This window comes from uncultured Fibrobacter sp., assembly GCF_947166265.1.
Taxonomy (GTDB): Bacteria; Fibrobacterota; Fibrobacteria; order Fibrobacterales; family Fibrobacteraceae; genus Fibrobacter.
Genome location: NZ_CAMVDO010000008.1, coordinates 78,385 through 91,030, shown reverse-complemented (window position 1 = coordinate 91,030; position 12,646 = coordinate 78,385). Strand labels below are relative to the sequence as shown.

5 protein-coding genes are annotated in these 12,646 nt (G+C 47.5%); 3 read left to right on the top strand and 2 right to left on the bottom strand.

Annotated features, from left to right (window positions below; translation table 11 throughout):
- Both Q0W37_RS06120 and Q0W37_RS06115 read left to right on the top strand, forming a co-directional pair.
- Entirely contained in the window at window positions 1–1,674 is a 1,674-nt protein-coding gene (locus tag Q0W37_RS06120) for an ATP-grasp domain-containing protein (protein ID WP_297699765.1), read from the top strand.
- A gap of 33 nt (window positions 1,675–1,707) precedes the next feature.
- Window positions 1,708–3,231 carry a DEAD/DEAH box helicase gene (locus tag Q0W37_RS06115; protein WP_297699763.1) on the top strand — a complete coding sequence of 508 codons (1,524 nt, stop codon included), beginning with the start codon at window positions 1,708–1,710 and terminating at the stop codon, window positions 3,229–3,231.
- 51 nt (window positions 3,232–3,282) lie between these two features.
- On the opposite strand, the gene Q0W37_RS06110 is transcribed toward Q0W37_RS06115, so the two are convergent.
- Window positions 3,283–4,131: a hypothetical protein gene (locus tag Q0W37_RS06110; RefSeq protein ID WP_297699761.1), complete on the bottom strand. Its 849-nt coding sequence runs from the start codon at window positions 4,129–4,131 to the stop codon at window positions 3,283–3,285.
- Between the two features lie 13 nt (window positions 4,132–4,144).
- Window positions 4,145–5,203 carry a hypothetical protein gene (locus Q0W37_RS06105; RefSeq protein WP_297699759.1) on the bottom strand — a complete coding sequence of 353 codons (1,059 nt, stop codon included), beginning with the start codon at window positions 5,201–5,203 and terminating at the stop codon, window positions 4,145–4,147.
- Between the two features lie 220 nt (window positions 5,204–5,423).
- Here Q0W37_RS06105 and Q0W37_RS06100 point away from each other — a divergent pair, with 220 nt between their 5' ends.
- A complete protein-coding gene (locus Q0W37_RS06100; RefSeq protein WP_297699757.1) occupies window positions 5,424–12,593 on the top strand; it encodes an InlB B-repeat-containing protein in 7,170 nt (2,389 codons plus the stop codon).
- Window positions 12,594–12,646: the final 53 nt, after the last annotated feature.

The window sequence follows — 12,646 nt, the reverse complement described above, 5'->3', positions numbered from 1 at the left end:
ATGAGAAATATAATCGTTGCAGAAGCGTTATCGACAGGATACAACTTCATCGAGGATATCGTCTGTCGAGGCTACAGGGCCGTTGTCCTAGAATGTAAGGCGACGGGAATAATGGCTGTCGATCGTGAAGAAACGTACAAAAAGATAAAGTATCCTTTTGAAGTTATCCGGGAATGTGATACCTACGAAGAAACGGTTGAACTGGTGAAATCCTATAATCCAGTCATCATCATACCGGGAACGGAATCTGGCGTGGTTATGGCGAACAGGCTATCGGAATCTCTGGGACTTCCGGGAAATCCGACTTCGATTCTTGATTCCATGACAAGGAAAGATGCCATGCACGAAGCCCTGAAAAGGGGTGGTGTTAGGTACATTCGAGGGCGAGTCGTATCGAATGTTGAAGAAGCGGAACAGTTCCTAAGCGAAAATCATCTGGAAAGGGGTGTCGTAAAACCGCTACAAGGTGCAGGAAGTCAGGGGCTTGCCTTGTGTGACAGCAGAGAAGAAGTTCTTGAACACGTAAGGACGAATTTGCAAAGTACTGATTTTTACGGAAATGCGATGCATGAGGTCCTTGTTCAGGAAAGAATCGTTGGTACGGAGTACATTGTGAATACGGCGGTTTCGGCCGGAAAGCCTCGCTTGACCTCGATGCTTGTCTATGACAAGATAAGGACATCGGAAGGTGGATATATTTACAGGTTTATCGAAAGTATTTCGGAACTGTCTGCGGGACAAGCCGAAATTGTGGAGTACGCCTTTGAAACCGTAAAAGCCATTGGCATCCAGTATGGGATGGTTCATGGGGAGTACATGGTTGACGAAAAGGGCCCCGTGCTTATTGAAGTGAATTGTCGCCCGATGGGATGCAGCCAGCCTGCGGAATATATGGACTTGATTTATGGGCAGCACGAGACAGATTCTATTTTGGATGCGTATTTGCAGCCCGAAAAGTTTGCGGAAGAGGCGAAAAGACCGTATCGATTGCGTCGAAAAGGGGCTATGAAAATGATGGTTATTCCCCGCAATATCGAGTCCGAGAGTCTTTCGCTTTGGAAAATTGCGGAAAACTTGAGAAGTACGTATAAAATAGCGCTTGCTCCGATGAACGAAACTCGAATATTCAATAAGACCGTTGACCTGGAAACGGCTGGTGGGTTAATCTACCTTGTTCACGATGACGAAAATGTGGTGATGGATGACCTTAGGCTGCTGTGTGAGTTGGAACAAAAGTATTTTTCGCTTTTGTACAATGACGGTGCATCTAGACCGTGGTTTATCAAGAAAGAGGGAATGCCGCAGGATATCGAAAAGACTCTTGCGGAAACGCGCTGCATGGGGAGTACCCTGGTTGTCACAGAAAATCCCTATCCGATTGAGAATGTGATGGTTGCAAAGACTTCGGAGCTGGATTCGATTTATTTCCGGTTTGACCAGGTAGTCATTTGCCTGACAGAAGAACTGCTTCAATTGAAGGAAGCTGATTGCCTCGACCGGATTTTTAAGGCGATGAAGCTGGTTAAGGAAGGGGGCCGCGTGATTATCCCCGAATCGACTTACCAGTATCTGACATACACCCGTAATGGTGCCGAGACTCTGCTGCGAGTCCTGCGCTTTAGGATCGAGGCTCCGAAACCTGATTGCGTCAAGTATGTTATCGGGACTAGATAATCGATTGAAGATTTTTCTATTTTTGAACCTAATATGCTTTTTTCAGAACTTCCCTTAGCGAATCCGTTGCAACGCGCTGTGCGTGCTGTTGGCTATGAACAACCTACTCCGATTCAGGAAAAATCGATTCCGAGTCTGTTGGAAGGCAAAGATCTTCTAGGAATTGCCCAGACGGGAACGGGAAAGACCGCCGCGTTTGCGCTTCCGATTTTGCAGTTGTTGCTGGATTCGGGAAAGTTCCGTGCGCCTAAGACTTGCCGTGCGCTGATTCTTTTGCCGACGCGAGAACTTGCGATTCAGGTGGAAGATTGCTTTAAGCAGTACGCCCAGTTTACGGCGATTTCGACGGCCTGCATTTTTGGCGGCGTGAGCGATGTCAGCCAAAAGCGTAATCTGATTCGAGGCGTCGATGTGCTGGTGGCAACCCCTGGACGCTTGCTAGACCTCATAAACCAGAAGGCGGTGTCGTTAAAGGCGCTGGAATTTTTCGTGCTCGACGAGGCCGACCGAATGCTCGACATGGGGTTCATTCACGACATTCGCAAGGTGGTGGCGTTACTCCCGCAGAACAGGCAGAACCTGTTCTTCAGCGCGACCATGCCCGATGACATCACGAAACTTGCCGCGACGATTCTGCGACCGAACCCAGTGAGGGTGGAAGTGGCGCCGCAGAGCACTCCCATCGAGCGCATTCACCAGGAGCTTTACCGCATCGACAAGCGCCGCAAGGGCGCTCTCCTCAAGGAACTCTTGCTTGCGCACCCCGAAATGAAAAAGGTGCTAGTCTTTAGCCGAACCAAGCACGGTGCGGATAAAATCACGCGAGTGCTTGAAAAGGCGGGCATCAAGTGCGCCGCGATTCACGGCAACAAGAGCCAGAACCGTAGGCAGGAGGCCCTGGGCAACTTCAAGTGCGAACAGATTCGTGTGCTAGTGGCGACTGATATCGCCGCTCGTGGCATCGACGTGGACGATGTGTCGCATGTTTTCAACTACGACCTGCCCGATGTCCCGGAAACGTTCGTGCACCGTATTGGACGTACGGCCCGCGCAGGGAAGGACGGTATCGCGATTTCGTTCTGCGCTCCCGACGAAGAACAGGACCTTCGTGCCATCGAGAAATTGACTCGCATCAGTATTCCCGAAGGCGACAAGACGATTTTCGAAAAGCTCCCGCCCCCGCAAAAGGAAACTCCCGAAAGCGAAATGCGCAATGCACGCGGCCGTGGATTCCCCAAAGGCAACCATCACGGCAACAAGCCGAATCGTGGTGAGCTGAATCGCCACGAAAACCGTGGCGGCGACCGTCGAGGCGAATCTAACCGCGAGGGCCATAACACGGGCAATCCGCAGAATGCCCCGCATTCGAAGCAGAAACCGCAGAATCAGCAGAAGCATCAAAAGCCGCAGATTCAACAGAGCCAGGCTCCGCAAAATCGCGAAAAGCCGAACGGCGGTATTCCGCAGAATCAGGAAGGTCGCCGAACTATCGGCATGAATCGCCCCGGTTCGCGCGCCCGCAAGCGTATGCGCGAAGCCGCAAAAAATCAACAGTAAAAGAAAGGTCCCGGAGCTAAAGCTCCGGGACCTTTGCGTCTTAAGAGAAATTTATTCGACTTCGTAGAGGAACCAATCCCACTTGATTTCGACTTTCTCATTTGAGGTCGTCTGTGAGGTCGTTTCCATATCCTTGATAAGTCCAATCTTCTTGACCATGAGGCACTCGTCCTTTAGAACCGTCTCGTTTTTGAATTGGTCTTTAAGTTCGTTTTGCTCGATAACGATGGGGCAGATTTCAATCTGGTCGATGCCGCGCGGAATGAGTACGGTCGCCGCCTTTTTGCCGCTCCATTTCTTTACGTTCAGGGTGTCCAGTACAAGGGCGGTCAGCGGTTCGTAACCCGAGGAGTCGCCTTCGATAAAGGTTCTGACGATAAAGCGGATTTCAGGATCGCCGACTTTTTCGGTCGAGCTGATGCTGTCTGCCAATTGCTTGTAGCTTGTAAGCGTAATGTTCAGGTTCTTGTTGACGGTCAGGTAGTGCGCCGTGGTATCCTTGATGGCTTCGGAACTGGAACTGTTTGCGCTGCTTGAACTGCCCGGCTGTATGCGGGTATAGTCACCCTTGTCGCTATAGTTCACGGTATCAGACACCATCTTGATGATAATCGAAATGTCCGTGTCTCCGGAGTATTTTTTGATAAAGGTTTCACAGCGGGCCTTGCGCGTTTTCTCGTTTGAAATAGCGGTATTTTCCTGCATGCACTGGTAGAAATCGACCTTGTTACGCATCGAGGCGACACTGTCTAGGGCCAGCTTGATTTCTTGCTTGCCAAAGTCGAAGTCCTTTCCGTTTTCCACTTCAATCGGGTTGTCGCCACACGCCGTAAACTGGAGTGCGGTCGCAAAAAGGAATGCAAAAGCGATTGTCTTGAACATAAAGTTTTTCTGTGTCATGATATGCCCCCGATTACCTTATGCTGAAGTCCAGGAAAATGCGCCATGTCATATCGGAATCGTGGCCCAGATGGTAGTACCTGTGGTTGTCCTTAGTGGATGTTCCGATTCCAAAGAACTGGACTTCGAAAGAAACGAGTCTGCTTTCTACGCCAAAGCCCAGCCAGCCGCTTGTTTCCCAGTCGTCCATATAGAAGAACTTGTTCGTCTGGTGACTTTCGTACAGCGGGAAAGGATTCTTTCCTTCGTTTGTGATCGTCTCCATTTCGGCATTGAATTCCTTGGAATTCGAATTGAGGTACAGGTAGTTCTCGGTGTCGACCATCTCGAAAATGGGCTTGGTAATGTCGAGGGTCGCACTCATGAAAATGAATCCCGTCGTTTTCTTAACGTGGTGTCCGAGCTTTAAGGTCAGGGGAAGGTCGACGGCGAAATTGTGGTACTTGCGGTCGAAGTTGTGTTCTAGGCTGTATTCAGTTCCGTCCTTAAAGCTTCCGTTTGTCCATTTCTTGTCGAATTCGAAACGCGAATAGCGGTAAAGTCCGCCGAGACGCCCCTGGAAACCGACATAGTGTCCAAAGTAGCGGCGGTAGAAATAGTACATGCCAAGCCCCGTTCCCCAGTCGGCGCCGTGGTCCAGGTCTCCGTAGCTTTCGTCATGGTAGTTTGCCGAGACAATCGTGAGGCCGTGGTGCAGGGTTCTCGATTTTTTCTTCGCGCCCGCATTGATCTTGGCCTGGTACTGGGCGTAGGTGATCTTGTTGCGGGGCTTGACCCAGGCGGGTTCGGCGTCGCTTGTATCTGCCTGCAAGGTGTCGGCCTTGGTAGAATCGACTGCGGCCACCGCCTTTGCCGAATCGGCAGGAACAGCCGTCGAGTCCTTGGCTAGGCTTGCCGTGGAATCGGCTGTGGAATCGACCGTGGCAACGGAATCAGTGACGCTAGCCGGGGTTTCTGCCGCCTTGTCGGTGGTAGAATCGGTAGGGGCCGCCTGCGGTGCTGCGGTCTCTTGGGCGAAACCGAGCACGGAAAGTAGGCTTGCGATAGTCAAAATTCTTCGAAAAGTGGTCATATTCTTGCGTGGACTCCCATAAAGCGGATTCTATAATGTAAAATAAGAAAAAAATAACGAAATGGACGAATTTTCTTTGTGAAGGCCTTTTTTACCAAATATATAAAAAAAACTTACCCATGTAAAAATTTTTTAATTATTTTTAAGAGAGAAAAAGAAGCCGAGGCGGTTTCTGGGTTTTTTGCCGTCCAGAAATTGATTTCTCGGCAAAGGATTGCTTATGGATAAGGCTATTCAGAAGTTTTCGTTCGTCCGCTTGGTATCCCTGCTCGTGTGTGCGCTGGGGATTGGTTCTGCTATGGCTGCCTGGGATGGCACCTCCACCCAAAAAGTGGAAAAAGATACGGTAATTAAGGGCAAGCACTATTTTGTCATTGAGAATGAAAAAAACTTGGCGTGGTTTTCGGATACGGTGAATACGTATGCGGCTATGCAACAGGCGGAAACTTTCTTAATGAAAGATTTGCGGACATGGCTAAACACTTACAAAGATACTGTTTCCGTTGAAATGAGCAAGACCATTGCGAACCTGTATATTGACGGTATGGAGGAAATCTCGGCCATTGAAGACAGTGTTGCAAAAATAACTCGGGCCCAAGCCATTGCGAAAAACATTTTTTCTGTGTCCAAAGAAGATGCCATTAGGGTGACTTTAGCGATTTTGAAATCGAATTCTGGTAAAGAGGTTGGGGTTGCTTTTAATGCCTTTGTGTCGGCTCCCTACCTGGACATGGGAGGAAAACCGTTTATCCCGATTGCTGCAGGTACGGGTGCCATAAGGTACGCGGGTATTTTTGACGGTAACGGGGTCACCATTTCTAATCTTTCTGTTCATAGCGAATACCTTGAAAGTAAGGCTTATATTTATGGACAAAATGTCGGCATGTTTGGAACGATTTCGGGGACGGTAAAAAATGTTGTTTTGGATAACGTAGATATTCAGGCTCATGGTCAGGTGCAAGACTATTTAATCAGTGACAACAGCTTTGTGAGTACAGGCGCTATCGTAGGCTGGATGCCTTCTGGTACGATTGAGGGCTGTTATGTGTCGGGTTCTGTAGATACCTATAAAAAGGGGCAGGCTGTTGGTGGTATAGTGGGTACAGCTTTTGGCGGAACAATCAAGAATACCTTGAGTGTCGCTACAATTAAGGTTGCCGGTGATAGAGCTTTTGTCGGTGGTCTTGTGGGACGCGTCAAATCTGGAACGGTTAAGTTTGAATCGAGCGTATACGACGGAAGCCTGCTGCAAAATACGGGCACTAGTGGTGCCACGGGAGGCCTTATCGGTTTGGTGAGTAGTAAAGCTAACATTACCGAAGGTTATTATGATAGTGATGCTGCAGCTAGTGGCGTTGGTTCTGTTGAAAAAGGGGGCGCTGTTGAAGGGGATAATACCGGTGTCGGCAATTCGGTCGTGAACCAAGAAGAGTATGTCTGTTTGCTCAATAAGGGAACATGGAACAATGGTAGTTGTACGGGTGCAAAGACTAACATTTGGAGTAAACACACAAACATAACAAACCAAGGTGTGACAAAGGATTCAAAGGGAAGGACTCTTTATGTGATTACTTTTGATGCTAATGAAGGCTCGTTTTCTGGCGGAGCTACAACAAGAAGTAAGGAATTGTATCTAGAAGATCCAATAACTTCACAGGGAATCGATGATCCTATTCCCGCATCAGATTCAAATGTGTTTGGGAAAAATTGGTCTTTAAGTAAAAATGGAGAACCGGGAAATCTTGGCAAAGTATATAAGCCAACCACGGTTTATGCCTATTGGAAAGATGCTTATAAAATAACGTTCAGTTCCAAGCCGGGATTTTTCCCTGGCGAACCGGCTACGCAGCAAAAAGAAATCTGGATAGAAGAAGGTGAACCTATTACGATTGACTTTGACCTTCCTACGGAGTATATGGAAAATGGAATTAAGTATTACTTTGCCGGTTGGAAGGATTCTCAAGGAAATCCGGTACAGACAATCGGTAATGCAACAAAGGAGTCATCTTTTTCTGCGTCGTGGACAATAGCTCCGACTTTCACCGTTTCGTTTGATGTGCAGGGCCATGGTGTTGCACCTGAGGCACAGCATATTCTTGATAATGAATTGGCTACTGACCCCGGTGAACTCGTAGAAAAAGGATATACTTTTGGTGGATGGTATGAAGACCTTGCTTGTACGAAGAAATTTGAATTTGACAAGGTGCAAATCACAAAGAATAGCAAAGTTTATGCGAAGTGGACTCGAAATATCTATGCTATTCTTTATGAAAATTTGAAGGACGCTACTTATAATCCTGCCGACTATCCGAAAACCTATAATGTTGATACAACTATAGATTTGAGTCTTTTGCGCCCGTCTAGAGAAGGCTATGACTTTGAAGGCTGGTTCCTTGACGAAACCTTTGATACTCCGATTTCACATATCAATGATATGGCCGAAAAACTAACGTTATATGCAAATTGGGCAAGGACTACGTATATAATCACTTATACCCCAGATGAATTTGCTAAAGAAGCGATTGTTAAAGATGCAAAAGATTATGATACGCCTATAAATTTGCGAAACGAAACCTTTACGGCCATTGGTCGTGTACAGGATGGTTGGTCTAAAACATTGAATGGCGATATAGATTATGACTTTGATGCTGTGTATTCGGACAAGGCTAACCTGGATCTTTATCCGCATTGGAAGCTCCAAGACTATACAATTGATTATGTTTTGAATGGCGGAAAATTCTCTGAAACGCCGGTTTTATCTTATAATCTTGATTCTGCAGAAATTAAGTTCAAAACACCAACCAAGGATGGCTATATATTTAAGGGCTGGTGCACTACGGATGTAACAGAGAATTGTCCCAAGACGGTAACTAGCTTCAAACCGAATGCGCCTTATGGCGATACTGCATTCTATGCCATGTGGGAACAGATTACGGTCACGGTGACGACTAAGAATAAATCTAAGGTTTTCGATGGCACTCCGCTTGTTGTGGATCCGTCGGAAATTACTGTAACTTTCCCAAAAGGTGTTGATTATACAGCTGAGGCTGCATCTACTGTTTCTGTAACTCACGTGGCTGAAGGCGAGGTCGAAGCAACTTGTGACCAGTTGGTCATCAAGAACAGTGATGGCGTAATTGTAACGGATTCCTTCAAGATTGAACCGAATTATGGAATCATCAAGATCAATCCGAGACCACTTTCGTTTACGGGTAAAACGCAAACTTTGACTTATACGGGCGAAGAAATTGCCTTGACTGATATGACTGTTTCGGGCAAGGGCTTGGTTGCTGGTCATACGCATGATGATGTCGTTTATAGTGCCGCTGGCACCGATGTGGGTGAGTACGATGGCGTGATTACTCCGGCAGAATCTGCCGTTATTAAGGATGCTGAAGAAAATGACGTTACGATGGATTACGCGATAACGACCACTCCGGGCAAGTTGACTATTACACCGGCAAAGTCGTTTACGGTTACACTTAAAAATGAAACCGTTGAGTACGATGGAGAATCCCATGCGAATACGCACGAATGTGAAACACCGGAAGCAAAGACTGGTTCAACAAATTGTGAGTATCAGTTCAAGGATGATGTCAAGGATGATGAAAAAAATTGGACTAAGAATTTGGGCGACCTCACTCGGACGGATGCTGGAACCTACACTATCAATGTAAGGGCGACTAACCCGAATTATACGGATACAGCAAAAACAACTGCAAAGCTGATAATTGAAAAGCGGCCGGTCACGGTTGTGGTTGAAGGTAAGAAAACGAGTGTCAAGGTCGAAGAGGGTTCCCACGTGTATGTGTCTGAAGGCTATACGGTTGTGAGTGCATCCGATCCTCTTTACGATGTGTCGAATGTAAAGCTGAAAAAAGGTATGTCGGCCTCGGTGAGCCTAGAAACTGTAGGCAAAAAATTTATGAATCTTGCTTCGAAACTTGAAAATGTAGATGGTAATTTTGATGTAGAGTTTGATGTAAGTGACGGCTATATCGAAGTTGCCGATGCAAAGATTGTTACGGTAACCATTAGAGGTCACCAACAGACTGTTGACTATGATGGTGTCAAACACAGTGTGTCGGGTTACGATGTTTCTATAGACCATGAGGGCTATTCGCTGACGGACTTTGTGTTCAACGGAAATAGCGTTGTGGAGGCGACGTCGGCGGGAACGTATCCGATGGGACTTGATGTGACTCAGTTTGAGGACAAAGGCTTGACGGATTTTGAACAGGTCAAGTTCAACGTGATTGACGGTGGCCTTGTCGTGAATCCGATTAAGAAAACTCTGACGATCACGGCGAATTCCGTTGCCCAGGGCAACGGTAAGGACGCTGTCCTTACGGATCCGGGATTTACCTTCACTCCGGACGTCCTTGCGGAGGGCGACTACATTCAGGTCGTGATTGAAGGCTCTGTGACGGGAAGAGGCTCTTCTGAAAATGAGATTCTCTCGTATGTGATTAAAAATTCTAATGACGAAGATGTCACGGCATCGTATGAGAATGTCAAGACTGTCAATGGTAAGTTGACGGGGTATCCTGTCGTTGCTGCCAAGTATGGTGATGGCGAAACGGATACCGTTCAGGTCGTCCTTGTCAATTGCCCCGAAACAGAAGATCTGGAAAAGTCTCCGCTATGTCTTCGAAAGCAGGTGAAAAATTCGCTTGATTCGCTGAGCGATGAGCTTGGTGAAGTTTTGCCGCGCAGGGGCGACAGCGAAGATTCTACGTATGCCTTCAATACTTACCGTAACAAGTGGCATTACAATGAAGACAAGGATTGGTATGAACCTGAGTTCGAATCCTTAGTCAAGCAGACTGAAATTGTTGTGAGATATGGTGAAACTCCAAACGATACGATTCATTTGAAGGTCAATGTGCCGGTTACGCGTAACGATTCGCTTTTGAACAAGGCGATTGTCAATGGTTTGAATAACCACAATCCGAGAATTCCGCTTCCGACTAAGACCGAAACTTGGGATTCTACGTATACGTTCGCACAGAAGTGGGAAAAGGATACGGACGGTGCTTACGTGCCTCTGTTTAAGAGCGAAGTGAAGGAGAAGGAACTCAAGGTTATTTACGCAAGTAAGACCAAATATTTCTGGGTCGATGTCCTTGTGACCGACGATGAAAACCTGGTGATAGAAAAGATTCAGGCGCAAGCGGAGGTAGAAGGTGTGACTCCTGAGCCGTATCCTCGCAATGCGAATTATGACTATGAGTTTAGAACTTGGGTAATGGATCCGGAAAATGATGAGGTCTATCGTGCGGACTTTATCATGACCGTCAAGAAAGATACGATTGTCGCTGTGGTGGGCCCCGAAGATTCCGTCAAGGTAATCGTTGATAGGACCGATGACGAAGATGAACGTACAAGGAAAATCGATTCGACCCTGGCAAGTAAGGAACCGAAAATTGTTCCTGTGCCTACGGACCCGCATCAGGATTCCGTCTATACTTTCGAGGAATGGGAGAAAGATCCGGCTTGCAAGACTTGTTACAATCCTATATTCTCGTCGGAAGTCAAGGATGATACGGTTGTCGTTGCCTACGCAAAGGGCAAATCGGTCGACGTGGTGATTAAGGTGACGGATAGCGAAGAAGAAATCGCAAGAAAGATTGATTCGACCATGGCAAGCTTCGATCCGCCTCTCCAGCCGGAAAAGACGAATCCGCACAAGGATTCCAGCTACGTTTTCTCGAACTGGAAAAAGGATTCCGACAAGCATTATGTGCCTGAATTTACTCCGGTTGCAAAAATCAAGGATATCGTGGTGGCCTATGGCGGTGGTCCAAGTGATACCCTTTGGGTGAAGGTGAAAACGCTGGATTCCGAGGATGACATAAGCAAGGTCATTTCCGATACGCTTGCAAAGCATAAGCCGAAAATCCCGCTGCCGCCCAAGGTTACTGAAGATGACGATTCCACCTACGTTCTTGATGGCTGGAAACAGAGTGCAGAGGATTCTACTCGCTATGAACCTGTCATTGTGGGCATTGTCAAGAAAGATACCATTGTGGTGAAGTATGGTAAAAAGGCTACCGATACGATTCATGTGGAAATTCATGTGACCGATAACGATGCCAAGGTGAACCAGAAAATCAATGCCGCTATCAAGTCGCATGTTCCGGCTATTCCGACTCCGACCAAGAAGTCGACGGAAGAACAGACGTTCACGTTTAATAGTACCTGGCACAAGAACGAAAAGACTTCGTACTACGAACCGGGATTTACCGCTGCCGAAAGAAGCCGTGAATATGTCATTAAGTATGGCGATGGTGCTGCGGATACGATATCGACAATGTTCTTTGTTGTCGATGTGAATACGCAGGAAAAACTGGATCAAAAGATTGGCGAATTCCTGGAACAGTCCGGAAAGGTTGTTCCGTCGAAGGCTGAAACCGAAGATTCTACGTTCGTCCTTCATTGGAAGGAAAAACAACCCGAAGGCTGGCATGTTCCAGAATTTGAAGGTGTTGCAAAATCTGTAAAGATTATAGTGAAGTATGGTGACAAGGAAACGGATACGGTCTACGTGGTGATCCGGATAACCGATACGGATTCGATTATTGAATCGAAAATCGAGGAAGCCCTTCCGAAGCAAGGTGGCGATTCCATTCGTGTGTTGCCGGTGAAGGATGCGGATAGCACATATACCTACGAATTCGAAAAGTTTGTGCGGAATGACTCGACAGATGTCTACGAACCGACTTTCGCAAGGATTGCCCGAGTGTTTGACGTAATCTTCCACCTGCCTGCAGAAGGAGATTTAACGGCTGAGTTCAACGGCTATACCTATGGGAAGGTGACAATGCTTCCGTCGGGTTACATCAAGGGTGATTCCACTTGGGAATTCAAGGGATGGTACCAGAAGAAGAATGGCCTGGGTGAGCGCTACAAGGCGATGCTTGCCACCGATTACGGCGACAAGGATGTGTACCCGCTGTTCCAGAAGACAATCCGCTACGATGATGCTCGTGGAGAAACGGGTGAAATCGTCGTGATTTATTCTGGCTCTGCCGAAAAGACGATTGACCGCGCCTTGGCGGGAGTCATTCCTGAAAACTACAAGAAGGGTCAGGTGACCTATACCTTCGATAAGTGGCAGCTGAAGGACGGTGTTTATACGGCAACGTTCGTGGATGCCGCTACCGGCTTACCGGAATCTAGGTCTGTGGGCTTTACCGTGGCAACGAGTGGCCGTGCCCTTGAAATCTCGGGAGCGAAAATCGGTTCGAAGGTGATGGTCTACGATGTTCAGGGGGTCCTTGTGGCACAGGATGTCGTGACGAATGGAACTCGTCGAATCGAACTCTCTCGACCGGGCAGTTACGTTGTGCGGGTTAACCGCCGTACACTCCGCGTGAACGTGGAATAGCACACTCATCCCTCGTCATCCTGCGCAAAGCGCAGGATCCAGGATTTTATGCG

Coding starts and splice junctions, on each gene's coding strand:
- Q0W37_RS06120 (WP_297699765.1), top strand. CDS start 1: ATGAGAAATATAATCGTTGCAGAAGCGTTATCGACAGGATACAACTTC.
- Q0W37_RS06115 (WP_297699763.1), top strand. CDS start 1,708: ATGCTTTTTTCAGAACTTCCCTTAGCGAATCCGTTGCAACGCGCTGTG.
- Q0W37_RS06110 (WP_297699761.1), bottom strand. CDS start 4,131: ATGACACAGAAAAACTTTATGTTCAAGACAATCGCTTTTGCATTCCTT.
- Q0W37_RS06105 (WP_297699759.1), bottom strand. CDS start 5,203: ATGACCACTTTTCGAAGAATTTTGACTATCGCAAGCCTACTTTCCGTG.
- Q0W37_RS06100 (WP_297699757.1), top strand. CDS start 5,424: ATGGATAAGGCTATTCAGAAGTTTTCGTTCGTCCGCTTGGTATCCCTG.